The organism is Acidovorax sp. 94 (genome assembly GCF_003634645.1).
Taxonomy (GTDB): domain Bacteria; phylum Pseudomonadota; class Gammaproteobacteria; order Burkholderiales; family Burkholderiaceae_C; genus Acidovorax; species Acidovorax facilis.
The window spans coordinates 1,496,485-1,522,912 of the sequence record NZ_RBJA01000001.1 but is presented as its reverse complement, the minus strand read 5'-3'; the positions used below and the strand labels follow the sequence as shown (position 1 = coordinate 1,522,912).

Genomic DNA, 26,428 nt, shown 5'->3' with positions numbered 1-26,428 from the left:
GCCTATTCGATGTCAATGAAGTGCATACCCATGGCGCCCGCCTTGCGGTCGGCAAAGTAGCATTCCAGGGTTTCCTTCACGGTGCGGAAGGCCAGCTCGTCCCAGGGCACCTCGTCTTCGGCAAACAGACGTGCCTCGATGGTCTCGTAGCCGGGGTTGAACTGGTCGCTCAGCAGCGTGGCGCGGTAAAACAGGTGTACCTGGCCCACTCGGCGCACATTCAGCAGGCTGAACAGCGGGCCCATTTCAATCTGGGCGCCAGCCTCTTCGTCTGTTTCTCGCGCGGCGCCCTGGGCCGTGGTTTCGTCCAGCTCCATGAAGCCTGCGGGCAGGGTCCACTTGCCCCAGCGGGGTTCGATGTTGCGCTTGCACAGCAGGATGCGGCCATCGGGCAGCGCGGGCACGGTGCCCACCACGTTGAGTGGGTTCTCGTAGTGCACCGTGTTGCAGACGGGGCACACCGCGCGCTGTTTGGTGTCGCCGTCGTCCGGCAGGCGGTAGACCACGGCGGTGCCACAGGCGCGGCAGTGTTTGATGGGGCTGCGGAAGGTCATCGGAGGATTTTTCGAATCAGATCGGCTGCCAGCGCTTGTTCAATAAGCGCAAGCAGCTATGAAAAGCATAGTGCAGGGGCTGTGCGTCCAGACTGGGGCCGCGCGGCGCCCCGGCCAGGGCGTTACACCACGCTCAAGCGCAGCGTGCCCAGGCCTTCGACACCACCCTCCAGCACATCGCCGCGCACCACGGCGCCCACGCCTTCGGGGGTGCCGGTGTAGATCAGGTCGCCGGGCTGCAGCTCCCACGCGGCCGATAGGTGTTCGATGGTTTCGGCAATGTTCCAGATCAGCTGGGTGACGGTGCTGCGCTGGCGGTCGGCGCCGTTGACCTGCAGCCAGATGGCCGCCTTGGCCACGTCGCCCGCTTGGGCAGCCGGGGTGATGGGGCCAATGGGCGCGCTGGCATCAAAGCCCTTGCCGATGCACCAGGGGCGGCCCTGTTTTTTCATGTCGTTCTGCAGGTCGCGGCGTGTCATGTCCAGGCCCACGGCATATCCGTAGATGTGTGCCAATGCGTCGGCGGCCTTGATGTTTTTGCCACCCTTGCCGATGGCCACGACCAGTTCGATCTCGTGGTGCAGGTTGGCGGTGAGGCTGGGGTAGGGCAGCTGGCCCGTTTCGCCCGCGTTGACCACCACGATGGCATCGGCGGGCTTCATGAAGAAGAAGGGTGGCTCGCGGCCGGTGAAGCCCATTTCCTTGGCATGCTCTTCATAGTTGCGGCCCACGCAATAAATGCGGTGCACGGGAAAGCGGTCGCCGCTGCCCACCACGGGCACGCTGGCCACGGGGGCGGGAGAAAACACGTAGCTCATGTCAGCCTCTCGAATTTCTGGGTTCAATGGAAATGAATGGTTGCCTGACGGCGCGGATGCCAGGGCAGGTACTGTGTCGCAAAACCCCGGGCTGGACCCTGCGCGGCCTCGGTGTGGCAGTGTGCCATGGGCGCGGGCTGCCTGCTGGGGGGCGCTACACTCGCGCCCATGGCAAAGAGCTTCGATTTCCACAACACGCCAGGCCACCTGGTGCGCCGTGCCCACCAGCGAACCGTGGCGCTTTTCATGGAAGAGACTGCGGGGTTTGACGTGACGCCGGTGCAGTTCGCCATCCTGCATGAGCTGCTGGCACGGCCCGGTGAAGACCAGGTCACGCTGGCGTCCCGCGTGGCGTTCGACGCTGCCACATCGGGCTCGGTGATCGGGCGGCTCGAAAAACGCGGTTGGATCCGCCGTGAGCCCGACACCCGCGACCGCCGCCGCAAACTGCTGTGGATCACCCCCGAGGGCGAGGTGGCCGCGCTACAGATGCGTGATGCCGCCCAGCGTGTGCAGGAGCGGCTGATGGCGCCACTCAATGCGCAAGAGCGCGTCGATCTTATGGCCATCCTGTCCAAGGTTGTCTACAACCACCAGGACCCGGCAGGGGCCTCGGGCGCCTGACGGCCCCGGGCGGCCCCGAGGCTTGCCCATTCAGCGCCCGCTGTAGTGTGGGGCCCCACTGTCACGCTTTGAAACGTCCCCTTTCACAACGTATTTTCTGCATGCAGCTGTACAACTACTTCCGCTCCTCCGCCTCGTTCCGCGTGCGCATCGCGCTGCAGATCAAGGGCCTGCCTTACGACTACATCCCCGTGCACCTCGTCAAGGGTGAGCACCAGGCCCCCGCGTACGCCAGCCGCATCGGCGATGCGCTGGTACCCACGCTGGTGGTCGATGACGGAGCGGCGCTGTCCCAGTCGATGGCCATCATCGAATACCTGGAGGAAACCCACCCTACGCCCGCGCTGCTGCCTGCCACGCCCCTGGCGCGGGCACACGTGCGTGCGCTGGCGCAGATGGTGGCATGCGAAATCCATCCCATCAACAACCTGCGCGTTCTCAAGTACCTGGTGCGCGAGCTGAAGGTGGACGAGGGGGCCAAGAACGCGTGGTACCACCACTGGGTGCGCAGCGGGCTGGAGGCCTTTGAGCGCCAGCTGGCACTGTTGGCGCAAGAGCGCGAAACCCAGGGCCTGCCTCCCTCCGTGCTGTGCTGGGGCAACACCCCCACGCTGGCCGACTGCTGCCTGGTGCCGCAAATCTTCAACGGCCAGCGTTTCAACGTGGACCTGGGTGGCCTGCCACTCACGATGGGGGCATTCGAAGCCTGCATGGCGTTGCCCGCCTTCCAGAAGGCCCAGCCGTCCGCCTGTCCGGACCACGAAGCTTGACCCCGCACGAAGGCCCTCTGGCGGCGGCCGACTGCCTGGTGCCCGACTGGCCCGCGCCCGAGGGCGTGTTTGCACTGTGCACCACACGCACGGGGGGCGTGAGCCTGCCACCCTATGACAGCCTGAATCTGGGGACCCATGTGGGTGATGTCGCGGCCGCCGTGCACACCAACCGCATGCGGCTGCAATCCACGGTCGCTGCGGTGGCGAATGGCACACGGGCGGTGTTTCTGAACCAAGTACACGGCGATGGCGTGGTGCACCTGGACAGCAGCACACCCGATGGCATCGACGCCGATGCCTGCGTGGCCACCGCGCCCGGTGTGGCCTGCACCATCATGGTGGCGGACTGCCTGCCGGTGCTGCTCGCACACCGTTCAGGCCGTGTGGTGGCGGCGGCGCATGCAGGATGGCGCGGGCTGGCCGGAGTGGGCGGGCAGGGAGTACTGGAATCGGTCTTCAAGCGTTTTGAGGCCCTGGCGCTGGATGGCAAAGCGCTAAATGCTATCAAAATAGAAGCAAACGATCCTGCCCAAACGTTCGCCCAGGACACCCTGGTCTGGCTGGGTCCCTGTATTGGCCCGCAGGCCTTTGAAGTGGGGGCCGAGGTGCGCGCGGTATTTTGCGAGGCGAACCCGGCTTCAGAGGCGTGTTTTGTGCCCAGCGGCAGTGCCAAAGGCAAATACCTGTGCGACCTGGCTGGACTGGCTCGGCTGCGGCTGCAGGCGCTGGGGATCACCCACGTCCACGGCAACGATGGCACATCGCCTTGGTGCACCGTAACCAACGCTTCACGGTTCTTTTCGCACCGCCGCGACAGTGGGGCCCTCGGCGCTAGCGGGCGCTTCGCCGCCTGCATCTGGCGCAGCTGACGCCGTGGCAGTGGTTGCGGCTGCGGCTTGCTCCGCATCGTAGGCCGCCTGCTCTGCGGCCTCGCGTGCCTTGATTGCCCGCTTGCGCGAAGGAGTGCCAAGGATGTACACCAGAATGCCCATAGGCAGCATGCCATACAGCGCAAAGGTGATCACGGCGCCGAGCACGGTGCCGTTGGGGCTGGTGGCTTCGGCCACCGCCATCATGAGGGTGACGTAGGTCCAGGCGATGACGATGAGGTACATTGGTTTGTGTTCAGTGCAAGCGTTGAATCCGTTGCCATGTGCAAAGGGCTCGGCAACAATGAACCCGAGAGATAAAAAACCAGAAGCTTTGCCGCTGCGAGCGACCAATCACTGAGGAGAGAGCATGAATTCTGAATCACCCTGGGCCGAGAGCGCCGAGCAGTTCCAGAAGATTTTCGGGCAAAGCTGGTCGCAGGCGCTGCAGTCGTTCCAGAAGCTGGACATGGGCTCCCAGGTTCCTGCAGCACCACCCCTGAAATTTTCGCCCACCAAGCTGCAGTCCCTGCAGCAGCAGTACCTGAAAGACGCGCAGGAACTCTGGGCCCAGGGCCTGCAGGGAACCCCCGAAGTCAAGGACCGCCGCTTCTCCGGCGAGGGCTGGGCCAGCAACCCCGTTGCTGCGTTCTCAGCCGCAGCCTACCTGCTCAATGCCCGCACCCTCATGGGGCTGGCCGATGCGGTCGAGGCTGACGAAAAGACCAAGGCCCGCATCCGCTTTGGCGTGGAACAGTGGATGGCTGCCATGGCGCCCAGCAACTTCCTGGCCTTCAACGCCGAAGCACAGAAAAAAGCCATCGAGACCAAGGGCGAGAGCATTGCCAAGGGCATGCAGAACCTGCTGCACGACATCACGCAGGGCCATGTGTCGATGACCGACGAAAGCCTGTTCGAGGTGGGGCGCAACGTGGCCACTACGGAAGGCGCGGTGGTGTACGAGAACGAACTGTTCCAGTTGCTCGAATACAAGCCGCTGACCGCCAAGGTGTACGAGCGGCCCTTCCTGCTCGTGCCGCCGTGCATCAACAAGTTCTACATCCTTGACCTGCAGCCCGAGAACTCGCTGATCCGCTACGCCGTGGAGCAAGGCCACCGGACCTTTGTGGTCAGCTGGCGCAACCCTGACGACAGCCTCGCCCACAAGACCTGGGACGATTACGTGGAAGACGGCGCCATGGCCGCCATCGACGTGGTGCAGAACATCACGGGCGCCGACCAGATCAATGCGCTCGGTTTTTGCGTAGGCGGCACCATCCTGAGCAATGCGCTGGCCGTGCTGGCCGCGCGCGGCGATGAGCCCGTGGCCAGCGCCACTTTCCTCACCACGCTGATCGACTTCACCGACACCGGCATCCTCGATGTGTTCATCGACGAGGCTTTCGTGAAGTTCCGCGAAATGCAGATGGGCAAGGGCGGCCTCATGAAGGGGCAGGACCTGGCCTCGACCTTCAGTTTTCTGCGCCCCAATGACCTCGTGTGGAACTACGTGGTGGGCAACTACCTCAAGGGCGAAACACCGCCCCCGTTCGACCTACTGTACTGGAACAGCGACAGCACCAACCTGCCAGGCCCGTTTTACGCTTGGTACCTGCGCAATTTCTACCTTGAAAACAACCTCGTCCAACCGGGCAAGCTCACCGTGTGTGGCGAGAAGATGGATTTGGGCAACCTCGACCTGCCCGTGTACATCTACGGCTCGCGCGAGGACCACATCGTGCCCATCAATGCTGCCTATGCCTCCACGCAGGTGCTGCCCGGCGAGAAACGGTTTGTGATGGGGGCCTCGGGGCACATAGCGGGCGTCATCAACCCGCCTGCCAAAGGCAAGCGCAGCCACTGGATTCGCGCCGACGGCAAACTGCCCGCCACGCTCGACCAATGGCTCCAAGGCGCGACCGAGCACCCCGGCAGTTGGTGGACCGACTGGTCTGGTTGGCTCAAGGGCCACGCGGGCAAGCAGATCGCGGCGCCCAAGGGCTATGGCAAGGGCACCAAGTTCAAGGCCTTGGAGCCCGCCCCCGGCAGCTACGTGAAGCAGAAATCCTGATACGCAAAAGTCCTGACTTTCAGCACTGCGAGAATTACCAAGCAACAAACAACCTCCAACCACAAGGACATTCCATGGAAGACATCGTCATCGTTTCGGCCGCCCGCACTGCTGTGGGCAAGTTTGGTGGTGCGCTGGCCAAGACGCCTGCGACCGAACTGGGCGCCATCGTGATCCGCGAAGCCATCGCGCGCGCGGGCCTGTCGTCCGACCAGATTGGTGAAGTCATCATGGGCCAGGTGCTGGCCGCTGGCGTGGGCCAGAACCCCGCCCGGCAGGCTTCCATGAAGGCCGGTGTGGCCAAGGAAACTCCTGCGCTCACGATCAATGCGGTGTGCGGCTCAGGCTTGAAGGCCGTGATGCTTGCTGCGCAGGCTGTGGCCTGGGGTGACAGCGAGATCGTCGTGGCTGGCGGCCAAGAGAGTATGAGCATGGCGCCCCACGTACTGCCCGGCTCCCGCGATGGCCAGCGCATGGGCGACTGGAAGCTCATCGACACCATGATCGTGGACGGTCTGTGGGACGTGTACAACCAGTACCACATGGGTATCACCGCTGAAAACGTGGCCAAGGCCTATGGCATCACGCGCGATATGCAGGATGCCCTGGCATTGGGCAGTCAGCAAAAGGCCGCCGCAGCGCAAGATGCCGGCAAGTTTGTGGACGAAATCGTGGGTGTGAGCCTGGCGCAGAAGAAGGGCGACCCCATCCTGTTCAACGCCGACGAATACCTCAACCGCAAGACCAACGCCGAAGCGCTGGCAGGCCTGCGCCCCGCATTCGACAAGGCCGGCAGCGTGACGGCGGGCAACGCATCGGGCCTGAACGACGGCGCAGCCGCTGTGGTGGTGATGACCGCTAAGAAAGCTGCAGCCCTGGGCCTCAAGCCCCTGGCACGCATCGCTGCATTCGGCACCAGCGGACTCGATCCCGCCACCATGGGCATGGGCCCGGTGCCGGCGTCACGCAAGGCCCTGCAGCGCGCAGGCTGGAACGCTGCCGATGTGGATCTGTTCGAGCTGAACGAAGCCTTTGCCGCACAAGCCTGCGCGGTGAACAAGGAATTGGGGATTGACCCTGCCAAGGTGAACGTGAACGGCGGTGCCATCGCCATCGGCCACCCCATCGGCGCTTCCGGCTGCCGCATCCTGGTGACCCTGCTGCACGAAATGCAGCGCCGCGATGCCAAGAAGGGCTTGGCAGCGCTGTGTATTGGTGGCGGCATGGGCGTGTCCCTGGCCTTGGAGCGCTAACAAGCCCCTGCGCCTGTTTGCACCTGCGGTTCAGCCGTTTCTCAGATGCAAGGCCAAAAATCGAAGCCGCGTTACGACGCGGCTTTTTTATGTCTGGCTTCAGTTTGAACGTGTCGTCGCCGTGGTCCCAACTTAGCGCGCGCAGGTGGTTGCAAGATGTTTCTGTTGGGCCGTAGGAAGGCTGTGGCTTGCACCAAAACAGTGACTCTGCCGAGACACATAGCGCGTAAGGCGTGTGACGCATGCCGATATGCCAAAAAGAAAAGGGCTTCAGTGTTTTCCTTCACGGCGGCGGTAGATTTCTTCGGTAGAGTGGCTGTTGAGCAAATCACTAACAAGGAGAAATCACATGAGCCAGAAAGTTGCATACGTCACCGGCGGCATGGGCGGCATCGGGACTGCCATTTGCCAGCGCCTGCACAAGGAGGGCTTCAAGGTCATCGCAGGTTGTGGCCCTACCCGTGACCATGCCAAGTGGCTGGCCGAGCAGAAAGCCCTGGGCTACACCTTCTATGCGTCGGTGGGCAATGTGGGCGACTGGGATTCCACGGTAGAAGCCTTTGGCAAGACCAAGGCCGAGCACGGTACCATCGATGTGCTGGTGAACAACGCCGGCATCACCCGCGACCGCATGTTCCTCAAGATGTCGCGCGAAGACTGGGACGCGGTGATTGAAACCAACCTCAACAGCATGTTCAACGTCACCAAGCAGGTGGTGGCCGACATGGTGGAAAAGGGCTGGGGCCGCATCATCAACATCAGCTCGGTGAACGGTGAAAAGGGCCAGGCGGGCCAGACCAACTACTCGGCCGCTAAGGCGGGCATGCATGGCTTTTCGATGGCGCTGGCGCAGGAGCTGGCGACCAAGGGCGTGACGGTCAATACGGTGAGCCCCGGCTACATCGGCACTGACATGGTCAAGGCGATCCGCCCCGATGTGCTTGAAAAGATCGTTGCCACGGTTCCCGTCAAGCGCCTCGGTGAACCCAGCGAAATCGCTTCCATCATTGCGTGGCTGGCTTCGGATGAAGGTGGCTACGCGACCGGTGCCGATTTTTCGGTCAACGGTGGCCTGCACATGGGTTGATGCCCGAAGGCTTGGAAAAACAAAAAACCCCGCAATGCGGGGTTTTTTGTTGGAGGAGCAAGAGGGAAGGGGTCGCCGGTTATCTTGCTTCGAGGAGCCTATGAAATGGGCCGTTTGGCGGAAACACAACCGGTACCTTGGTACGCTTTGTGCTTTGATTTTGCGGCTGGCATTGGATGGGCGCTTGAAGCGGGAAGCTGGCTGCCACGCCTTCAGAAGCGGGCGGGAGCGCGCTTGCGATCGCGTTCGTCTTCGGGCCAAGCGGACAAGATTGCGGTGGTATTCATGCTGGAAAACTCCTGTGATGTACCAACAACGCGGCCCATCTACAGTCCGTTGACAGCGTCTCGCAAAAAAATGCAACCGTAAGTGCCCGCAGATTTACCTCTACACCGCTATCAAAATAATAGCTAAAAATCATTACTGGATAAGCGAAAAGGTCGAAAAAGATCATTTTGTGATTACATGAATTTACATTTTTGGCCTATGCCGCTGCCGAGATTTCTTCCAGTTCCGAAGAAATTTCCAGCCAGCGTTCTTCCAGTTGGGCCGTCTCTTCATGGCCTGCCTTCAGGGCGCGGCCACACTCGGCGATCTCGGCCGGAGGCAGGGCCTGCGTGAGCTTGTGCTCGAGCGCAGCCCGTTCGCCAGCCAGCGTCGCCAGGCGCTTGTCGATCTGCTCCAGCTCTTTTTTGAGCGGCCGTGTTTTTTCGGCTTGTTGCTGGCGCGCCTGGGCATCCAGTTTGCGTTGTTCTCGCCCGTCCCTTGAAGGGGTTGTGGCGGAGGTCGGTGTGGGCACCGGGGCCGCGACAGGAGCGGGATTTGCTGCCGCTGAAGGTGCGTTGGCCTTGGGGGCCGTGGAGCTTGCCACCGAGACCTGTGCCTGCTCGGCCAGGCGTGCCTCTTCGCGAAGGCGTTTGGACTCTTCGAGCAGGTAGCGCTGGTAGTCGTCCAGATCGCCATCGAAGGGCCCCACAACGCCCCGGCCCACCATCCAGAAGTCTTCGCAGACCGAGCGCAGCAGCGAACGGTCGTGGCTGACCAGCATGACGGTGCCATCGAAGTCGTTGAGCGCCATGGCCAGGGCCTCGCGGGTCGCCAAGTCGAGGTGGTTGGTAGGTTCGTCCAGCAGCAGCAGGTTGGGACGCTGCCAGACGATCATGGCCAGCACCAAGCGGGCTTTTTCGCCACCGCTCATCGTGCCCACGGCCTGCTTGACCATGTCGCCCGTGAAGTTGAACGTGCCCAGATAGCTGCGCAGGTCTTGCTCTCGGCTGGGTTGCTTGGCGTCGGGACCCAGCTCCTTGGCCAGGCGGATCATGTGCTCCAGCGGGTTCTCGCTGGGGCGCAGCACATCCAATTCCTGCTGGGCAAAGTAGCCGATGTTCAGGCCCTTGCCTTCGGTCACGCTGCCGCCCAGGGGCTTCATGGTGCGGGCAATGGTTTTGACCAGCGTGGACTTGCCCTGGCCGTTGGCACCCAGGATGCCGATGCGCTGGCCCGCCAGCACCGAGCGGTTGACGCCGGTGAGGATGGTGGTGGGCGTGCCCTCGTCGTCCACATAGCCAAATGATGCATCGCTGATGGCCAGCATCGGGTTTGGCAGATTGGCGGGTTCCTTGAACTCGAAGGTGAAGTCCGCCTCGGCCAGCACGGGGCCAATCTTTTCCATGCGTTCGAGCTGCTTGACGCGGCTTTGCGCCTGCTTGGCCTTGCTGGCCTTGGCCTTGAAGCGGTCGATGAACTTCTGCAGGTGGGCCATCTTCTCCTGCTGTTTGGAGAAGCTGGCCTGTTGCAGTTCAAGCTGCTGGGCGCGCAGCTCTTCGAACTTGCTGTAGTTGCCACCGTAACGGTTCAACTCGCCTTGCTGGATCTGCAGGGTGACGTTGGTGATGGCGTCCAGAAACTCGCGGTCATGGCTGATCACGATCATGGTGCCCGCGTAGCGCTTGAGCCAGGCTTCGAGCCAGACCAGGGCGTCCAAGTCCAAGTGGTTGGTGGGCTCGTCCAGAAGCAGCAAATCGCTGGGGCACATCAGCGCGCGCGCCAGTTGCAGGCGCATGCGCCAGCCGCCCGAAAAGCTGTTGACGGGCTGGTCGAGCTCGCTCACGCGAAAGCCCAGGCCCAGAATGAGTGCCTGCGCGCGTGCCACCGCATCATGGGCACCGGCGTCGTGCAGGTCCGAATAAGCATGGGCGATGGCCATGCCGTCGTCGCTGGCCTCTGCGTCCAGCAACTGTTGCTGGACCTCGGCCAGACGCGTGTCACCCTCCAACACAAAGTCAGTGGCCGACTGGTCGGTTTCGGGCATGTTCTGCGCGACCTCCGCCATGCGCCAGCTGGTGGGGATGTAGAAATCTCCCCCGTCTTCGTGCAGTTTGCCGCTGAGCAAGGCAAACAGGCTCGACTTGCCCGCGCCATTGCGGCCCACAAGGCCTACGCTTTCGCCGGGGTTGATGGTGGCGGAAACGCTGTCGAGCACGACTTTGGCGCCGCGTCGCAGGGTAACGTTCTTGAGGGTGATCATCCGGAACTCAGAAAAAAGCGCACCCGCACTGGGCGGGTGGCGTGAAAAAGCAGGGGGCCAAGGCTGTTGCAAACCATCCAAAGGATGCAACAAGCCGGTGGCGCGCAACCCTCTATTGTGCCGTGAGCCGGCTTTGGGCGGCCAAGGCCTGCCGAGTCACCAGCAAAACCTGGTCTTCACCTGCACTGGTATCGAGCCAGAAAACAGGCAGTTGGGGGAAAGCGGCCTCGAAGTAAGCGCGTTCGTTGCCAATCTCCAGAATGATCACTGCATCCTCACTCATGCAGGCGGGAGCAGCGGCAAACAGCTGGCGCACAAAGTCCATGCCATCGTTGCCTCCGGCCAGGGCCAGCTCGGGCTCGGCACGGTATTCGGCGGGCAAGGCGGCCATGCTGGCCGCATTCACGTAGGGCGGATTGCACAGGATCAGGTCCCAGGGGCCGGGCAGTGCAGCCAGGCCATCGGACAGCTGCAGCTGGATGCGGTCTTGCAGGCCATGTTTGTCCACGTTGATGCGGGCTACCGCCAGCGCATCGGGCGATATGTCGGCGCCCGTCACTTGCACCTCGGGCCAGGCCATGGCCGCCAGCACGGCCAGGCTGCCGTTACCCGTGCACAGGTCCAGCACCTGGCGGGTGTGGTCGCTCAGGTACTCGTCAGCCCCCCCATCGACCAGTAGTTCGGCAATGAAGCTGCGCGGCACGATGGTGCGTTCGTCCACGTAGAACGGTACACCCTGCAGCCAGGCCTCTTGTGTGAGATAGGCGGCGGGCTTGCGGGTGCGGATGCGCTCTTCAAAAAGAGTAGCTACCAGCGCTTGATCGGCGGGCGCTACGGGCTGATTCTTCATGGAATCGGGGGCTTCCGACAGATCACTGTCCAGCGGCAGCCCTAGACGCCAGAGCACCAGCCAAGCGGCTTCGTCGTGGGCATTGGTGGTACCGTGGCCAAAGCAGACGCCTGCTGCGGCAAGGCAATGCGCACCCGATTCGACCAGGGCACCCACGGTATCGCCCGCGACGGTGGGGTGCTGTTGTGGTGTGTTCATGCTGGCACTCCATCGGCGGCCAGGGCCTGCGCATGCAGGTTTTCCAGCGTGCGGCGGTAGATGTTCTTGAGGGGGTCAATGTCGGCCACGACGATGTGCTCGTCGATCTTGTGGATGCTGGCGTTGGGGGGGCCGAGTTCAATCACCTGGGGGCACACCTGGGCAATGAAACGGCCATCGCTGGTTCCGCCCGTGGTGGAGAGTTCGGTGGTCAGCCCGGTCTCTGCAGTGATGGCCTGCTGCACGGCGCACACCAGTTCGCCGGGGGTTGTCAAAAACGGCTGGCCGCCCAGCGTCCAGCGCAGGTCGTATTCCAGGCCATGGCGGTCCAGCACGGCGTGCACACGCCGCTGCAGGCCTTCGGCAGTGGATTCAGTCGAGAAGCGGAAGTTGAAGTCGATCACGACCTCTCCCGGGATCACATTGGTGGCACCCGTGCCGCCGTGCATGTTGCTGATCTGCCAGCTGGTGGGCGGGAAAAACGCGTTGCCCTGGTCCCACACCGTGGCCGCCAGCTCCGTGAGTGCGGGCAGGGCCTGGTGAATGGGGTTGCGGGCCAGTTGCGGGTAGGCAATGTGCCCCTGAATACCGCGCACAGAGAGCTTGCCACTGAGCGTGCCGCGCCGCCCGTTCTTGATCATGTCCCCCGTTTTTTCGACGGAGGTGGGTTCTCCCACGATGCAGTAATCGAGCTTGTCACCACGCGCCTTGAGTTGCTCGACCACGACCTTGGTGCCGTCCACCGAGGGGCCTTCCTCGTCGCTGGTCAGAAGAAAAGCAAGCGCGATCTGCGGATCGGGCGTGGCGGCCAGGAACTCTTCCACCGCCACGACAAAGGCGGCGATGGAGGTTTTCATGTCGCTGGCACCACGGCCATAGAGCTTGCCGTCCTTGTGGGTAGGCACAAACGGGTCGCTGCTCCACTGTGCCAGCGGGCCGGTGGGTACGACATCGGTGTGGCCGGCAAACACTATGGTTTTAATAGCTGCTTGCGCCTTTCCATCAAGCGCTACAGGCCTTTTTGCCCACAAGTTGCTGACACGAAAGTCCGCCGGGCCGCTGTCCAGGCGCTCACACACAAACCCGAGCGGAGCCAGCCGCGCGGCCAGCAGGTCCAGGCAGCCCGCATCCTCGGGGGTGATGGAGGGCAGGGAAATGAGCTGTTCGGCGAGGTGCAGGGTACGGGACATTGGGGATTCGGTGGGATGGGGCCGTGCAGTCAGCTGTAGTTAGAGAGCGAAGCGTAAGCATCAGCGCGGCCTAGGCGAGAGACGGCAAGCCAAGGGCCGCCCCGCAGCGAGGGCGTCGTCCCCCAGGGGGAAGGCGCCGCAGGCGACTCAGGGCGGAGACATTTCATGCCGCTGGTTTGACGTCCAGCACGATCTCGGTGAAGGAAGGCGCGTCGTCGGGTGCATCCCGCGCTTCCTTCTGCGCCTTGGCGGCATTGGCGGCCAGGGAGAAATCGTTTTGCAAGCGCCACATGAGGTTGGTAGGCGAGTCAGCGTAGGCCATGCCTTCCTTGCGGTCGATCTTGGAGTCCATGATCAACCGGGCGAGGGCTTCCTCAAAGGTCAGCGAACCTTCGGCCATGGACTTCTCCATCGCTTCTTTGACGCCTGAGAAATCGCCTTTTTCGATCAGGTCGGACACCAGCTTGGTGTTGAGCATGACTTCCACCGCCGGAGCACGGCTGCCGTCGATGGTGCGCACCAGGCGTTGGGAGATGATGGCCTTCAGGGCGGATGCCAGGTCGCCCAGCATGGTGGGACGCACTTCGACGGGATAGAACGACAAGATGCGATTGAGCGCGTGGTAGCTGTTGTTGCCGTGCAGCGTGGCCAGACACAAGTGGCCGGACTGGGCGTAGGCAATTGCGGCCGACATGGTTTCGCGGTCGCGGATTTCGCCGATCAGGATCACATCCGGCGCCTGGCGCAGCGCGTTCTTGAGGGCGGTCTGCAGCGATTGGGTATCACTGCCGATCTCGCGCTGATTGACGATGGATTTCTTGTTCTTGAACTGGTACTCGACCGGGTCTTCGATGGTGAGGATGTGGCCGGTGAGTGCTTCGTTGCGGGTGTCGATCATCGACGCCAGGGATGTGCTCTTGCCCGAGCCCGTGGCGCCGACCATCAGGATCAGGCCCCGCTTTTCCATGATGAGTTCGCGCATCACGGGTGGAAGGCCCAGCGAGTCGAATTCGGGAATCTGCTGCGAGATGAAACGGATCACCACCGCGTAGCTGCCGCGCTGGCGCATGGCACTGATACGGAAGCGGCCCACACCGCTGAGCGGCACGCCCATGTTCAGCTCGCCGGTTTCCTCCAGTTCTTCGATGCGATCTGGAGGGACCACTTCGGAGAGCAGGTTGCGTGGCGCATCGGGCGGCAGGATCTGGTTGTTGATCGGGATGCATTCGCCGTTGATCTTGATCAGCGCCGGGGCATTGGCCGACAGGTAGACGTCTGATGCTTTCTTTTCGCTCATCAGGCGAAGAATTCGCTCCATCGTGCTCATGGTGTTTCCCTCTTGTTGTCGGTGTCTGTCGGCGGGCAGGCGAGATGGCCTGCCCCGGGCTTGAATGCGATCAGTCGCGCAGCAGATCGTTGATGCTGGTCTTGGAGCGCGTCTGCGCGTCTACCTGCTTGACGATGATGGCAGCGTACATGCTGTAGGGCGCGCCGTTGGCGGCTGTTTTGGGCAGGTTGCCGCTGACCACCACCGAGCCCGAGGGCACGCGGCCATAGCTGATCTCGCCCGTGGCGCGGTTGAAGATGGGGGTGCTCTGGCCCAGGTACACGCCCATGCCCAGCACGGAGTTCTCTTCGACCACCACGCCTTCAACCACTTCGGACCGTGCACCGATGAAGCAGTTGTCTTCGATGATTGTGGGGCCGGCTTGCAGAGGCTCCAGCACGCCACCAATGCCCACGCCACCCGACAGGTGCACGTTGGCACCGATCTGTGCGCACGAGCCCACGGTGGCCCAGGTGTCGACCATGGTGCCTTCGCCCACATAGGCGCCGATGTTCACGTACGAAGGCATCAGGATCGCTCCCTTGGCGATGAAGCTGCCACGGCGGGCGACGGCGGGTGGCACCACACGCACGCCGGTGGCCTTCATTTCTTCTTCGGACAAGTGGGCAAACTTGGTCTGCACCTTGTCGTAAAAGCCCAGGTCGCCGGCTTTGACGACCTCGTTGTCTTTCAGGCGGAACGACAGCAGCACCGCCTTCTTGATCCACTGGTGCACGGTCCACTGGCCCACACCTTCGCGCGTGGCCACGCGCAGCGTGCCGTTGTTCAGCTCGGCGATCACATGCTCGACAGCGTCCTGGATTTCCTTGGGGGCGGCGGAGGGCGAAAGGCTGGCGCGGTTGTCCCAGGCGTTGTCGATGAGGGTTTGCAGTTGTTGGGTCATGTTGTTGTCTGTCAGTCTGTGGATCAGGAATCAGAAATCAGGCAGTGCGGGACTGGATGAATTGCACGATGCGCAACGCAGCCTCCACGCACTCTTCAGTTTCGGCCACCAGGGCCATGCGCACGCGCTGGGCACCGGGGTTGCTGCCCTGGGCCTCGCGGGCCAGGTAGCTGCCAGGGAGCACCGTAACATTGTATTGAGCCAGAAGGGCCCGCGCGAACTCGGCGTCGTCCATGGCAAGCTGCTCGGGGACCTTGGCCCAGAGGTAGAAACCTGCATCGGGAAGGGCTACTTCCATGACACCCGCCAGCAGCGGCGTGACCTGGGCGAACTTCTTGCGGTAGCGCGTGCGGTTTTCCACCACATGCTGCTCGTCACCCCAGGCCGCAATGCTGGCGGCCTGCACGATGGGGCTCATGGCGCTGCCGTGGTACGTGCGGTACAGCAAGAAGGCCTTGATCAGGGCCGCATCTCCCGCCACAAAACCGCTGCGCATGCCGGGCACGTTGCTGCGCTTGGAGAGGCTGGTGAAGGAGATCAGGTTCTTATAGTCGCTGCGGCCGAGCTTGTCGGCAGCCTGCAGGCCGCCCAACGGCGGCTCGTCGCGGAAGTAGATTTCGCTGTAGCACTCGTCCGAGGCAATCACAAAACCATACCGGTCGCTCAGTTCAAACAACTTCTTCCACTCCGTCAGTGGCATAACGGCGCCGGTGGGGTTGCCAGGGGAGCAAACAAAAAGCAACTGCGTCCGCTGCCACACGGAGTCCGGCACCGCGTCCCAATTCACGGCGAAATTGCGTGCCGGGTCGCTGGCCGCGTAGTAAGGGGCCGCGCCCGCCAGCAGGGCTGCACCTTCATAGATCTGGTAGAACGGATTGGGGCAGACTACCAGCGGCTGGCCCTGTGAAGGATCGATGATGGTTTGGGCAAACGAAAAAAGTGCTTCCCGAGAACCATTCACGGGAAGGACCTGGGTGGCCGGATCCAGCGTGATGGCATAGCGCAAATTCAGCCAGCGGGTGAAGGCCTCGCGCAAGCCCAACTCGCCAGCGGTGGCGGGGTAACTCGCCAGGCCACTGAGGTTGTTACTGAGTGCATCTTTGATGAACTGCGGTGTAGGATGGCGTGGCTCACCCATGCCCAGGCTGATGGGGCTGTAGGCTGCCGGGGGCACCACCCCCGCAAAGAGCTGCCGCAGCCGCTCGAAGGGGTAGGGCTGGAGATGGGAAAGCAGGGGATTCATGGGGCGCCATTATGGGCGATCACCTCAGATCAGTTGGCGCTGCATTTGCCATGGTTTTGCGGATGGTGATCGTCGCTGACCTCGATGCGTCGATAGGCCCGTGGTCTGTCAATCCGCCGTAAGCGCGTTTACCTAGTATTCAGGCCATTTGACTAGAACAAAAGATAGAGGAGACACGATGTCAGGATTCCTACCGCTGCGTCCGGGGCTCTGGTGGATGCGCAGGTGGCATTTGCCTGGCAAGCTGCTCTCGCTGAGTCTTCTGGTGGGGGCGGCACTTGCTTTTGCTGCGTTTGGGGCGCCTTGGTGGGCGCTTGCCCTGGCCGTGGTGGTGGTGGTGTACGCACTGCTCGTGCTTTACCTCAGCCTGGCCACCGACCTTGCGGGTCTGGCGCAGACCATAGAGCTGACCCAGGTCGGGGATTTGCGGGCGCAGCCCCGTCGCGACTACGGACAAGACGAAGTGGCCGAGATGGCGCAGTCGCTCGACCGCATGGTGATCACGCTCTCGTCCATGGTGGCTGACATCCGCAGCAATGCGGCGCTGGTCGCCCATGCTGGGCAGAGCCTGGCCGAGGGCAATCGCTCGCTGGCCGACCGCACCGAGCAGCAGGCGGCCAACCTGGAGCAGACGGCCGCCAGTGTGGAGCAACTGTCTTCAGCGGTCCAGAACAACGCTCAGACCGCGCACAGTGCAGATACCCGAGCGGCACAGGTGCGTGACGCAGCCGATGTGGGGGCCCAGGCCATGGCACGCGCCGTGCAGTCGGTCGAGGCCATCCAGCAAGGCGCGAAGCGCATGACCGAAATCATCGGTGTCATCGACAGCATTGCATTTCAGACCAATATCCTTGCCCTGAACGCAGCCGTTGAGGCTGCGCGCGCCGGAGAGCAGGGCCGTGGGTTTGCCGTGGTGGCCGCAGAGGTGCGCACGCTGGCCAAACGGTCCAGCGACGCCGCACACGAAATCCGCGAATTGATCGGAGCTTCGGTGAGTCAGGTCGAAACCAGTGCGGGCCTGATTCGGTCGGCTGGGGAGGGGATCTCGGACATGGCGGGGGGCATACGCAGCGTGGCCGCCAGCATGAGCGAAATCTCCGGATCGAGCGCCGAGCAAAGCACCGGCCTGCGCGAGGTGAGCGCCGCCGTGCAGCAACTGGACCAGATCACCCAGCACAACGCCCAGATGGTGGGCCATGCCGTGCAGCAGGCAGAGGCCCTGGAAAGCCGCGCATCCACCCTGTCGCGTGCGGTCTCTGCATTCCGCCTGCAGCAGGGCACGGCCGAGGAGGCTGTGGTGCTGGTGGGCAAGGCCATGGCGCTGCACAAGAGTACCTCGCGCGACCAGTTCCTGCGCAGCATCACTGACAAGAACCAGCCTTACTATGACCGGGACATGTATGTGTTCGTCCTCGACCCCGCAGGCACCTACCTGGCCTTTGGGGGCAACACCGCCAAGGTGGGCACGCGGGTGCAGGACATTCCTGGCATTGCGGGCGACCGGCTGGTGAGTGACATCGTTTCCCAGGCGGACCGTGAGCCGGGCTGGGTGGAGTACGACATCACCAATCCCGCCACCGGTGCGGTGCAGACGAAGATGTCTTATGTCAGCCGCGCGGGCGATCTGTATGTGGGGTGTGGGGTGTACAAGACGCTGGCAGCGCGTTGACCCCTTAACCCCCAGGCGCTGGCCCAGCGGGGGTTCTGATAGCGCCCGACCGACTACTGCGGTCCCTGTAGCCGTCGCTGTCGGGCTCGCTCCATCGCCGCGGCGATGACAGCTTGGCGCGCGGCTTGGGCATTCCCCGCGGCAGCGGGGGAGACCTCCGGGGCTGAAAATGCAGCGCCGTCCTTGGCCGACGCTCCGGGCGCTTCTTCTTCCTCTCCTTCGTCCATGACCGGATCCAGCGGAAGACGTTCGCGATGGGCTTGGTAGCGCTGGCGCGCCTGCTGCGCCAGCGGGGCAGACCACCCCGCCCACCCGGTGGCGCGACCGCTGGCGTTTTCGAGCTTTATGCAATCTACGGGGCACACCGGAATGCACAGCTCGCACCCGGTGCAATAGGGGTCGATAACGGTGTGCATTTTTTTGTGGGAGCCCACGATGGCATCGGTGGGGCAGGCCTTGATGCACAGCGTGCAGCCGATACACCAAGCTTCGTCGATGTACGCCACGGTGCGGGGGGCTTCCACGCCATGCTCCGCACTCAGCGGCAGCGGTGCTTGCCCCGTGATGGCTGCGAGGCGGGCGATGCCCTCAGCGCCCCCGGGGGGGCACTGGTTGATGGGCACACTCTCTTCGGCAATGGCCAGGGCGTAGGTGGCGCAGTCGGGATAGCCGCAGCGTGTGCACTGTGTCTGGGGCAAGGCCGCGTCGATCCGCGCCGCAAGCGTGAGGGCGGCGGCAGTTGATGCAGAAGCTGGCCGGGGGGGGCTCAAGCCTTGCGTGCCGCATTGCGGCGGGTGCGGGCAGATGCCGCGGCGGTCACCGTAGTCTTCGCTGGCGTGGCAACACCCACATCAGCGGGTGCGGCAGCGCCGGTGGGCTTGCTGGTGGTGGCTGCGGGTGCTGGTGCCACCCAGCGGGTGGCCACCGCCGCAGGCGCCTTGGCCGGAGGCTTGGTTGGCGTTTTGGCGGCTGCTTTGACGGGCGTTTTTACAGCCGCTGTGGAGACGGGTTTGGCGAGTGGCTTGGCGGCTGCCTTGGGGGCGGGCGCTACGGCTTTTGTTGTTGCTGCTGCTGCTGCTGCGCGGTGGGGGGGGTTGTCGTCCGGCGTTTCCGTGACGGGGACTGCGATTTTCGCCTGGGGCTTTTCGTGCTCCAGGATGAAAGCGCGCACCTGGGGGTAGACCACTTCGCGCCAGCGCCGACCGCTGAAGATGCCATAGTGGCCCGCGCCCTTAGCCTCCAGGTGGCGCTGTTCCTTGCGCACGATGCCGCTGCACAGATCGTGCGCGGCTTCGGTCTGGCCCGAGCCGGAGATGTCGTCAAGCTCGCCTTCCACCGTGAACAGTGCGGTGGTGGTGATGTCCTGCGGGCGCACGCGCTCGATCTTGCCGTCGGGGGAGCGCACATCCCAGGTGCCGTGCACCAGTTTGTAGTCCTGGAACACGGTCTGGATGGTTTCCAGGTAGTAGTCGGCGTCCATGTCGAGCACGGCGTTGTACTCGTCGTAGAACTTGCGGTGGGCCTCGGCGCTGGCGTCGTCGCCCTTGATCAGGTCCTTGAAGTAGTCATAGTGGCTGCTGGCGTGGCGGTCCGGGTTCATGGCCACAAAGCCGGTGTACTGCAGAAAACCTGGGTACACGCGCCGCCCTGCGCCGGGGAAGTTCTCGGGCACGCGGTAGATCACGTTGTTCTCGAACCACTCAAAGCTACGGTTCGTCGCCAGGTTGTTCACCGAAGTCGGGGATTTGCGGGCGTCGATGGGGCCGCCCATCATGGTCATCGTCAGCGGCGTGGTTTCGCCACGGCTGGCCATCAGGGACACGGCTGCCAGCACGGGCACGGTGGGCTGGCACACGCTGATGACATGGCAGTTGCCATAGATGCCCTGCAGGTGGCGGATGAACTCCTGCACGTAATTCACGTAGTCGTCGAGGTGGAACTCACCATCGGCCAGGGGGACCAGCCGGGCATTCTTCCAGTCGGTGATGTAGACCTTGTGGTCCTTGAGCATGGTGCGCACGGTGTCGCGCAGCAAAGTGGCGTAGTGCCCCGACAAGGGCGCCACGATCAGCACCACAGGCTGGGCCTTGAGCTTGGTCAAGGTGGCGGTGTCGTCCGAGAAACGCTTGAAGCGGCGCAGTTCGCAGAACGGCTTGTCCATCTCGATGCGTTCGTGCACCGCCACACCGACGCCGTCCACATCCACCGAATGGATCTCGAAAGCGGGCTTTTCGTAGTCCTTGCCCAGGCGATACAGCAGTTCGTAGCCCGCAGACATGCGCTGCGCCAGCGGGCTTTCGCTGAAGGGGGACATGGGGTTGCTGAACAGCTTGGCAGCAGCCTGCGCGAAATCGGTAAAGGGCTCCATCAGGGAGCGCTGGGTTTCGTAGATGTGATACAGCATGGGCGAAACTCCGTTATGTTGCAGTGCAATATAACAGCACTTCGTAACAAGCGCATGGAGGAAAACCACCAATGCCAAGTCACCTATGCGACAGATCAAGGCGACTCACTTGGAGCTTGTCCAATGAGCCGATGCCAGTCAAATTGCTATTGAATAGATAGCTGTAAATTTAATGTGGACGAGCGGTAGGGCCCCATTTTTCTCAAATTACTGCAGCTTTGGCTCAGCCTGCTCCTGCAGCCACGCCTCGAACGACTCCCGGGCTGAGTTGCGCAGGGCGGGGCGGAACGCGGTCTTGTTACTCAGGTACAGGCAATGCCGGATCACGGTATACGGATTGAAGCTGGCCTGTGGGTTTTGTTCTTCGAAGTGCTGCTTGTAGCGCTTGACCACGCCCACGGTCTCGCGCATCAGCGCATTGAAGCGGGCTCGCGTCATGCCACGGGACCACGCCTGAATGTCGTCCACAAAACCGTCTACCTTGGAAGGCTCGAACTCAAAATCCTTGAAGAAGTGCGTTGCAATCTTGAGGAAGGTGAACGCGTTGAGCTCGCTGCTGGGGGCTTGGGCCTTGCTGGGGGCCTGCGGGTTGTCGGCGGTGGCAGGGTCGGGCAGCGGCTCGGCGGTTTCGTCGGGGGCTTGCAGCAGTTCGGCGGCCGTGGCGTCGCGGATCTGGCGGAACTCGCGGTCGGCCAGCTCGAACAGGGCTGACAGCACATTGATGCGGCGCTTGAGTTCGCCTGGGATCGATTTCTTGTACTTGATTCGATGGTCCAGCACGCTCCAGGAGTCCTGGATGATGGTGCGCACCTGCAGCTCGAACGGCAGGTGGGCATAGGCTGCATGCTCAGGCTGCGTGCGCTCGGCATGGTTGAGCTTGAGATCCAGATGCAGGCCCTTGTAGCCAAACGAGGCCTCGGTGCTTTCCACCGCCGTCACCTTGTCGGTGACATCGATCACGGCAAAGTGCCCGCGCACGATGACCGCGATTTTCTCCAGCTCGTCCTCGTACAGGCACACCACACGCACGCCGACCAGGTCGGTGATGTAGTGCGGGATCTCGTAGGGCGTGTTGTTTTCCTCCAGCGCCGGGCGGTATTTGCGCACGAACTTCCGGATGCACTCATCCACATCCTTGACGCGGCCCTCCACCTTGGCGATCTCTACCCCACCCGACTGCGTGACCACAGCGGCCACCATGGCGGTGAAGGCGGCGCAGGCGGTTTCCAGCGCAGCGGATTGCTCTGCGTAGAACGCGCGGAAATGGGATTCCTCCAGGTCGAAATCAAGCGATGGCATGCTGGTTCTTTGGTGTGCGAGGGTGGTGGTGGGGGAGCCGTGCTCAGGCTCCTGGTGCGGTGTTGAGAATGGTGCGCAGGGAGCATATCCAACAATGCCCGCCCAGCGTTGCCCTGTGTGCAAAGTGTGTGCGCAAATACTGCTTTCTTGTGCCGGACAGATGCCCATAATGGTGCAGATCGCCACGGCGGTGGCTTTTGCCGACCGTGGCGGGTATATCACCCAGAAAGCCATGACCCAACATTCTCCGGCAGGGATCGTCGATGCAGCCGCTGGGTCCACACCCTTGGCGCCTTCCTCTGGAGGAGGGAAGGGGACCACCAGCCACCGGTGGGTTCCCGTCGTGCTGCCACCTCTGGTGGGGCTGCTGACCCTGGGGCTGACGTTCTTGTACTGGCAGAGCGCCGAGAGCGGTGCCCGCGCCAAGCAGGAGCAGAACTTTCAGGTCGCGGCCGACCAGATCGCCTACAACCTCAAGGACCGGATGGCCACCTACGAGGTGGTGCTTCGCGGAGTCAAGGGGTATTTTGAAGGGTCCGAGCGCATCGATCGGGCCGAGTTTCAGGCCTATGTGGGGGCGCTCCAGCTGCGTGAAACGCGCCCTGGCTTGCAGGGGGTTTCGCTCGTCATGCAGCTACCCGCTTCGGCACTGGCGGCACACCTGGATGACATGCGCCAGCGCGGTTTTGCCCAATACACCGTGCGCCCCGAAGGTGCGCGCGAGGTGCTGGCGCCCATCACCCACATCGAGCCCTTGGAGGGCAACAACCTCAAGGCACTGGGATTCGATGTGCTGACACTTCCCCCAGCAAAGGAAGCACTGGACCGGGCCCGTGACACCGGAGAGCTCGCCTTGTCCGGCCAGTTGACGCTGCTGCAAAACAGCAGCCCGGGGCTGGTCATGTACATGCCGCTGTATGGCGCGGGCGTCGATACACGCGCGGTGCATGGTCGGCGTGCAGGCCTTGCCGGCTGGGTGTCTGCGCCGTTCCTCCTGGAAGACGTGATCCACGGCATGTCGCGCGAGTTTGATGCCGACATCGGCTTTCGGATCACCGACGACACCAGCGCAGGTGCTCAAACCCTGCTATTTAGCAACGTTGTGCACCAGGCCGCTGTGCAGGGGGATGCCCCCTCGGGTCTGCAGGCACGGCGTGTGCTGGAACTGGGTGGCCGCCGCTGGGTATTGCAAATGTCGCCCCTGCCTGCGTTTGCGGCGCGTTTTCAGGATCAGGGGCACCACCCTGTGGCCCTGATGGGCACGGTGCTGAGCCTGTTGCTCGCCTGGTTCACCTGGCTCTTGGCAACGGGGCGCGAGCGGGCCGTGGCACTGGCACGCGACATGACGGCGGAGCTGCGCGCCACGCGCGATGACCTGGAGAGCACGCTCAACGCCATCCCCGACCTGTTGTTCGAGGTGGGGCTGGATGGCTGCATCTACCACTACCGGTCGGCGCGGTCCGAAGCACTGGCCGTGCCGCCCGAGATGTTTCTGGGTCGCTTGCTGCGCGACGTGGTCCCGCCCGAGGCCGCCGCAGGCTGCCATGCAGCGCTGGAGGCCGCGCACCGCACGGGCTATTCGGCGGGCCACCAGTACCGCCTGGAACTCCAGGGCGCTACGCACTGGTTTGAGCTGTCCATTGCCCGCAAGGAAAGCGCCACTTCGGGCGATGAACCCCGGTTCATCGCGCTCTCGCGCGACATCACCGAGCGCAAGCAGGCCGAGGCGCGCACGCACCAGCTGGCCTATTTCGACGCGCTCACCGGCCTGCCCAACCGGCGCATGCTCCTGGACCGCATGGAGCACGCCTTGCGCAGCGCCCAGCAAACGGCGCAGGTGGGCGCCGTGCTGTACATCGACCTCGACAACTTCAAGCAGATCAACGACGCGCGGGGGCACACGCTGGGCGACACGCTGCTCATGCAGGTGGCGCAGCGCCTCACGCAGCAGCTGCGCCCCGGCGACACCGTGGCCCGCCTGGGCGGGGACGAGTTTGTGGTGCTGGCGCACAACGTGGCGACCGACATGGAGGCCGCCGGGCGCCAGGCCCTGCTGGTGGCCGAAGAAATTCGCACTGCGCTGGAAGCGCCATACACCATCGACACGCACCTCTACAGCACCACGGGCAGCATCGGCATTACGCTGTTCCCCAAGCGCGGCGAAGGCGTGGAAGATCTGCTGCGCGAGGCCGACACCGCCATGTACCGCGCCAAGGACCTGGTCCGCAACCGCATCCGCTTTTATGAGGCGGCCATGCAGGCCGATGTGCAGGAACGCCTGGCGCTGGAGCAGGACCTGAAGAAAGCCCACGCGCTGGGCCAGTTGGCTGCATTCGTGCAGAGCCAGGTGGACGCATCCGGCACCGTGGTGGGCGGCGAGTTGCTGATGCGCTGGGACCACCCCGTGCGCGGCAATGTGCCGCCCGGCCGCTTCATCCCCATCGCCGAGGCCTCGGGCCTCATCCTGCGCATGGGCGACTGGATGATCCAGCAGGCCTGCGAAACCCTGGCGCGCCTGCAGACTGCGGGGCGCGAGCTGTCGCTGTCGGTCAACGTGAGCGAGCGGCAGTTCCGCCAGGACGACTTTGTCGAGCGTGTGCGCCACATGCTGGCCCACACCGGCGCCCATCCAGCCAACCTGATCCTCGAAGTGACAGAGAGCCTGCTCATCGAAGACCTGGACGACACCATCGCCCGCATGACCGAAATCGTGGGCCTGGGCGTGCGCTTTTCCATCGACGACTTCGGCACTGGTTATTCGAGCCTGGCCTACCTCAAGCGGCTGCCGCTGTATGAGCTCAAGATCGACAAAAGTTTTGTGGACGACACCCCTGACGACCCGAGCGACACTGCCATCGTGCAGTCCATCATCTCGGTCGCCAGCCACCTGAACCTGCGCGTGGTGGCCGAGGGTGTGGAAACCCGTGCACAAGCAGATTTTCTGGTGGCGAGCCAGTGTGACTGCCTGCAGGGCTACCTGTTCGGTCGGCCGGAGCCGCTGGCGGCGTGGCTGGGTAGGCTGACTTCACCGCAATGATGCGCTGCGCGCTTGGTGAAAGTGCTGCACCGCCTAACCAGGAGCCGAAGGTGGCTCAATGGGCCACGAACGCCCAGCGTTCATGGTCCCGCCAGCGGCCATTGATCTTGAGGTAGCGGGGCGAAAAGCCTTCTTGCCGGAAGCCACAGGCCCGCACCAGCGCAATGGACGCTGCGTTGCCGGGCTGGATGTTCGCCTCCAGCCGGTGCAGCTTCAGTGGCCCAAAGGCGTGGCGCAGCAGCTGTTGCATGCCCGCACGCATCAGGCCCTGGCGCTCGTAACCGGCGAAGACGTAGTAGCCCAGGTAAGCGCTGCGAAAGTTGCCCATCACGATCTGTGAGAGATTGAAGACGCCCGCGATCTGTTCGCCTTCGCCCGCTTTGGGCGGCCGGCACACCAGAAAACCCTGGTTCGCAGGCGTGTCCAGCTGCGCCAGATAGGCTGCAAACGACTCGGGGGTCGATGGCGCCGAGGTCCAGGGTGTATGCAGGGCCTGGCTGCGCTCGGCCAAAGTGACAAAGCGCTCTGCATCCGCTGCCACGGGTGCGCGCAAGGCGACGGGCGCGGTGGCTTGGGTTTTTACGCGCACTTGCACACGCTTTGGTTCTGCCCGCAAGCCATCACCCCGCTGCGCGGCGTCAGGCAGCCAGGGCCTGGGCTGCTGGGTCTGCAGAAGATTCAGGCGCGTTGGCATACGCCTGCATCGCCAGCGCATGCACCTCGCGCGCAGGGCGGTCCTTGAGCAGATGGTTGCTCCACACCTGGCGCCAGATGCGGGCACCGGGCAGGCTGTGGCGCAGGCCCAGCATGTGGCGGGCGATGTGGGGCCAGGGGGTGCCGTACTGGGCAGCCTCGCGCTCCATGTACTCGACCATCTTGATTTCGACCTCTTCGCGCGTCAGGGGGCAGGGCATACCACCTTGTTCGCCGTAGTAGAGCTGGTCCCAGCGGGCCAGCCACCAGGGGTTGTGGTAGGCCTCGCGACCGATCATCACGCCGTCCAGGTGCGTGAGCTGCTCTTGCACCACCGCATCGGTGGTGATGCCGCCGTTGATGGCGATGGTGAACTGCGGAAACTCTGCCTTGAGCTGGTGCACCACCTCGTAGCGCAGCGGCGGGACATCGCGGTTTTCCTTGGGGGAGAGGCCTTGCAGCCAGGCGTTGCGCGCATGCACGATGAACACGGTACACCCGGCGTCAGCCACGGTGCCGATGAAGTCGCGCACAAAACCGTAGTCCTCCACCTTGTCGATGCCGATGCGGTGCTTGACGGTGACGGGCACGCTGACCACGTCCTTCATGGCCTTCACGCAGTCGGCCACCAGCTGAGGCGACTTCATCAGACTGGCGCCAAACGCGCCGCGCTGCACCCGGTCGCTGGGGCAGCCGCAGTTGAGATTGATTTCGCCGTAGCCCCATTGCGCGCCCAGGCGCGCAGCCTCGGCCAGCTTGTCGGGCTCGTTGCCGCCCAATTGCAGGGCCACAGGGTGCTCTTCGGCGTTGAAGCGCAGGTGCCGCTCGGTGCCGCCATGGATGATGGCGCCCGCGTTCACCATCTCGGTGTACAGCAGGGTCTGGCGGGTCAGCAGCCGGTGAAAGTAACGGCAGTGGCGGTCGGTCCAGTCCATCATCGGGGCGACGGACATGCGCCAGGGGCTCAGGGTGGTTTCCACAGGCAAACTAGAAAAGCGGGGAGGGTAGGGGTTGCGTGGGGTGCGCCTGTGGGGATGA

At 63.4% G+C, this 26,428-nt stretch carries 22 protein-coding genes; 8 read left to right on the top strand and 14 right to left on the bottom strand.

Translation table 11 applies throughout. From position 1 onward, the window contains the following. Positions 1-2: 2 nt before the first annotated feature. Positions 3-554: an NUDIX hydrolase gene (locus C8C94_RS07105; RefSeq protein WP_055397838.1), complete on the bottom strand. Its 552-nt coding sequence runs from the start codon at positions 552-554 to the stop codon at positions 3-5. 122 nt (positions 555-676) lie between these two features. Beyond that, positions 677-1,372, bottom strand: coding sequence for a fumarylacetoacetate hydrolase family protein (locus C8C94_RS07100; protein WP_121420231.1), 696 nt, complete (start codon positions 1,370-1,372; stop codon positions 677-679). Between the two features lie 168 nt (positions 1,373-1,540). Here C8C94_RS07100 and C8C94_RS07095 point away from each other — a divergent pair, with 168 nt between their 5' ends. From C8C94_RS07095 to C8C94_RS07085, 3 genes are all read left to right on the top strand, one after another. Next, a complete protein-coding gene (locus C8C94_RS07095; RefSeq protein WP_055397946.1) occupies positions 1,541-1,996 on the top strand; it encodes a MarR family winged helix-turn-helix transcriptional regulator in 456 nt (151 codons plus the stop codon). 101 nt (positions 1,997-2,097) lie between these two features. Beyond that, complete coding sequence (gene maiA / locus C8C94_RS07090; RefSeq protein WP_121420230.1) at positions 2,098-2,766, top strand: maleylacetoacetate isomerase; 669 nt, start codon at positions 2,098-2,100, stop codon at positions 2,764-2,766. Next, the gene (locus C8C94_RS07085) at positions 2,763-3,638 is read left to right on the top strand and encodes a polyphenol oxidase family protein (RefSeq protein ID WP_121420229.1); all 876 of its coding nucleotides are present in this window, start codon (positions 2,763-2,765) and stop codon (positions 3,636-3,638) included. The genes maiA and C8C94_RS07085 overlap by 4 nt, the downstream gene beginning before the upstream one ends. On the opposite strand, the gene C8C94_RS07080 is transcribed toward C8C94_RS07085, so the two are convergent. After that, positions 3,558-3,884 carry a hypothetical protein gene (locus C8C94_RS07080; protein WP_121420228.1) on the bottom strand — a complete coding sequence of 109 codons (327 nt, stop codon included), beginning with the start codon at positions 3,882-3,884 and terminating at the stop codon, positions 3,558-3,560. The two genes, C8C94_RS07085 and C8C94_RS07080, sit on opposite strands and share 81 nt — an antisense overlap. A gap of 124 nt (positions 3,885-4,008) precedes the next feature. Here C8C94_RS07080 and C8C94_RS07075 point away from each other — a divergent pair, with 124 nt between their 5' ends. From C8C94_RS07075 to phbB, 3 genes are all read left to right on the top strand, one after another. Continuing rightward, positions 4,009-5,709 (top strand): alpha/beta hydrolase, encoded by a 1,701-nt coding sequence (locus C8C94_RS07075; protein WP_121420227.1) that lies wholly within the window; start codon positions 4,009-4,011, stop codon positions 5,707-5,709. 74 nt (positions 5,710-5,783) lie between these two features. Then, the gene (locus C8C94_RS07070) at positions 5,784-6,962 is read left to right on the top strand and encodes an acetyl-CoA C-acetyltransferase (RefSeq protein ID WP_121420226.1); all 1,179 of its coding nucleotides are present in this window, start codon (positions 5,784-5,786) and stop codon (positions 6,960-6,962) included. Positions 6,963-7,311: 349 nt separating this feature from the next. Beyond that, positions 7,312-8,049: an acetoacetyl-CoA reductase gene (phbB, locus tag C8C94_RS07065; RefSeq protein ID WP_121420225.1), complete on the top strand. Its 738-nt coding sequence runs from the start codon at positions 7,312-7,314 to the stop codon at positions 8,047-8,049. 484 nt (positions 8,050-8,533) lie between these two features. Here the strand turns inward: phbB and C8C94_RS07060 are convergent, their stop codons facing one another. The 6 genes from C8C94_RS07060 to dapC form a co-directional block, all read right to left on the bottom strand. Then, positions 8,534-10,576 (bottom strand): ABC-F family ATP-binding cassette domain-containing protein, encoded by a 2,043-nt coding sequence (locus C8C94_RS07060; protein ID WP_121420224.1) that lies wholly within the window; start codon positions 10,574-10,576, stop codon positions 8,534-8,536. A gap of 112 nt (positions 10,577-10,688) precedes the next feature. After that, complete coding sequence (gene prmB / locus C8C94_RS07055; protein WP_121420223.1) at positions 10,689-11,624, bottom strand: 50S ribosomal protein L3 N(5)-glutamine methyltransferase; 936 nt, start codon at positions 11,622-11,624, stop codon at positions 10,689-10,691. Then, entirely contained in the window at positions 11,621-12,814 is a 1,194-nt protein-coding gene (gene dapE, locus C8C94_RS07050; protein ID WP_121420222.1) for a succinyl-diaminopimelate desuccinylase, read from the bottom strand. Before dapE ends, prmB begins: the two co-directional genes overlap by 4 nt. A 163-nt stretch (positions 12,815-12,977) precedes the next feature. Continuing rightward, positions 12,978-14,141 carry a PilT/PilU family type 4a pilus ATPase gene (locus C8C94_RS07045; RefSeq protein WP_055397852.1) on the bottom strand — a complete coding sequence of 388 codons (1,164 nt, stop codon included), beginning with the start codon at positions 14,139-14,141 and terminating at the stop codon, positions 12,978-12,980. A gap of 70 nt (positions 14,142-14,211) precedes the next feature. Beyond that, positions 14,212-15,045 carry a 2,3,4,5-tetrahydropyridine-2,6-dicarboxylate N-succinyltransferase gene (gene dapD, locus C8C94_RS07040; RefSeq protein WP_121420221.1) on the bottom strand — a complete coding sequence of 278 codons (834 nt, stop codon included), beginning with the start codon at positions 15,043-15,045 and terminating at the stop codon, positions 14,212-14,214. 37 nt (positions 15,046-15,082) lie between these two features. Further along, a complete protein-coding gene (dapC, locus tag C8C94_RS07035) occupies positions 15,083-16,288 on the bottom strand; it encodes a succinyldiaminopimelate transaminase (protein WP_121420220.1) in 1,206 nt (401 codons plus the stop codon). Positions 16,289-16,466: 178 nt separating this feature from the next. Here dapC and C8C94_RS07030 point away from each other — a divergent pair, with 178 nt between their 5' ends. Beyond that, positions 16,467-17,957 carry a methyl-accepting chemotaxis protein gene (locus C8C94_RS07030; protein WP_121420219.1) on the top strand — a complete coding sequence of 497 codons (1,491 nt, stop codon included), beginning with the start codon at positions 16,467-16,469 and terminating at the stop codon, positions 17,955-17,957. Positions 17,958-18,010: 53 nt separating this feature from the next. Here the strand turns inward: C8C94_RS07030 and C8C94_RS07025 are convergent, their stop codons facing one another. From C8C94_RS07025 to C8C94_RS07015, 3 genes are all read right to left on the bottom strand, one after another. Further along, positions 18,011-18,655, bottom strand: coding sequence for an RnfABCDGE type electron transport complex subunit B (locus tag C8C94_RS07025; protein WP_233573428.1), 645 nt, complete (start codon positions 18,653-18,655; stop codon positions 18,011-18,013). 68 nt (positions 18,656-18,723) lie between these two features. Further along, complete coding sequence (locus C8C94_RS07020) at positions 18,724-20,361, bottom strand: polyhydroxyalkanoate depolymerase (RefSeq protein ID WP_121420217.1); 1,638 nt, start codon at positions 20,359-20,361, stop codon at positions 18,724-18,726. Positions 20,362-20,568: 207 nt separating this feature from the next. Next, on the bottom strand, positions 20,569-21,660 hold the full coding sequence (locus C8C94_RS07015; protein ID WP_121420216.1) for a GTP pyrophosphokinase family protein: 1,092 nt from the start codon (positions 21,658-21,660) through the stop codon (positions 20,569-20,571). Positions 21,661-21,892: 232 nt separating this feature from the next. Here C8C94_RS07015 and C8C94_RS07010 point away from each other — a divergent pair, with 232 nt between their 5' ends. Beyond that, positions 21,893-24,697, top strand: coding sequence for an EAL domain-containing protein (locus C8C94_RS07010; RefSeq protein ID WP_121422751.1), 2,805 nt, complete (start codon positions 21,893-21,895; stop codon positions 24,695-24,697). 55 nt (positions 24,698-24,752) lie between these two features. Here C8C94_RS07010 and C8C94_RS07005 read toward each other — a convergent pair whose 3' ends face one another. Together C8C94_RS07005 and dusA are read right to left on the bottom strand one after the other, a co-directional pair. After that, complete coding sequence (locus C8C94_RS07005; protein WP_233573427.1) at positions 24,753-25,286, bottom strand: GNAT family N-acetyltransferase; 534 nt, start codon at positions 25,284-25,286, stop codon at positions 24,753-24,755. A gap of 49 nt (positions 25,287-25,335) precedes the next feature. Then, on the bottom strand, positions 25,336-26,343 hold the full coding sequence (gene dusA, locus C8C94_RS07000; protein ID WP_233573426.1) for a tRNA dihydrouridine(20/20a) synthase DusA: 1,008 nt from the start codon (positions 26,341-26,343) through the stop codon (positions 25,336-25,338). Positions 26,344-26,428: the final 85 nt, after the last annotated feature.

What these genes read in the sequence shown, in the direction of transcription:
- C8C94_RS07105 (WP_055397838.1), bottom strand. Translation starts at nt 554, where the DNA reads ATGACCTTCCGCAGCCCCATCAAACACTGCCGCGCCTGTGGCACCGCC.
- C8C94_RS07100 (WP_121420231.1), bottom strand. Translation starts at nt 1,372, where the DNA reads ATGAGCTACGTGTTTTCTCCCGCCCCCGTGGCCAGCGTGCCCGTGGTG.
- C8C94_RS07095 (WP_055397946.1), top strand. Translation starts at nt 1,541, where the DNA reads ATGGCAAAGAGCTTCGATTTCCACAACACGCCAGGCCACCTGGTGCGC.
- maiA (WP_121420230.1), top strand. Translation starts at nt 2,098, where the DNA reads ATGCAGCTGTACAACTACTTCCGCTCCTCCGCCTCGTTCCGCGTGCGC.
- C8C94_RS07080 (WP_121420228.1), bottom strand. Translation starts at nt 3,884, where the DNA reads ATGTACCTCATCGTCATCGCCTGGACCTACGTCACCCTCATGATGGCG.
- C8C94_RS07075 (WP_121420227.1), top strand. Translation starts at nt 4,009, where the DNA reads ATGAATTCTGAATCACCCTGGGCCGAGAGCGCCGAGCAGTTCCAGAAG.
- C8C94_RS07070 (WP_121420226.1), top strand. Translation starts at nt 5,784, where the DNA reads ATGGAAGACATCGTCATCGTTTCGGCCGCCCGCACTGCTGTGGGCAAG.
- phbB (WP_121420225.1), top strand. Translation starts at nt 7,312, where the DNA reads ATGAGCCAGAAAGTTGCATACGTCACCGGCGGCATGGGCGGCATCGGG.
- C8C94_RS07060 (WP_121420224.1), bottom strand. Translation starts at nt 10,576, where the DNA reads ATGATCACCCTCAAGAACGTTACCCTGCGACGCGGCGCCAAAGTCGTG.
- prmB (WP_121420223.1), bottom strand. Translation starts at nt 11,624, where the DNA reads ATGAACACACCACAACAGCACCCCACCGTCGCGGGCGATACCGTGGGT.
- dapE (WP_121420222.1), bottom strand. Translation starts at nt 12,814, where the DNA reads ATGTCCCGTACCCTGCACCTCGCCGAACAGCTCATTTCCCTGCCCTCC.
- C8C94_RS07045 (WP_055397852.1), bottom strand. Translation starts at nt 14,141, where the DNA reads ATGAGCACGATGGAGCGAATTCTTCGCCTGATGAGCGAAAAGAAAGCA.
- dapD (WP_121420221.1), bottom strand. Translation starts at nt 15,045, where the DNA reads ATGACCCAACAACTGCAAACCCTCATCGACAACGCCTGGGACAACCGC.
- dapC (WP_121420220.1), bottom strand. Translation starts at nt 16,288, where the DNA reads ATGAATCCCCTGCTTTCCCATCTCCAGCCCTACCCCTTCGAGCGGCTG.
- C8C94_RS07030 (WP_121420219.1), top strand. Translation starts at nt 16,467, where the DNA reads ATGTCAGGATTCCTACCGCTGCGTCCGGGGCTCTGGTGGATGCGCAGG.
- C8C94_RS07020 (WP_121420217.1), bottom strand. Translation starts at nt 20,361, where the DNA reads ATGCTGTATCACATCTACGAAACCCAGCGCTCCCTGATGGAGCCCTTT.
- C8C94_RS07015 (WP_121420216.1), bottom strand. Translation starts at nt 21,660, where the DNA reads ATGCCATCGCTTGATTTCGACCTGGAGGAATCCCATTTCCGCGCGTTC.
- C8C94_RS07010 (WP_121422751.1), top strand. Translation starts at nt 21,893, where the DNA reads ATGACCCAACATTCTCCGGCAGGGATCGTCGATGCAGCCGCTGGGTCC.
- dusA (WP_233573426.1), bottom strand. Translation starts at nt 26,343, where the DNA reads ATGTCCGTCGCCCCGATGATGGACTGGACCGACCGCCACTGCCGTTAC.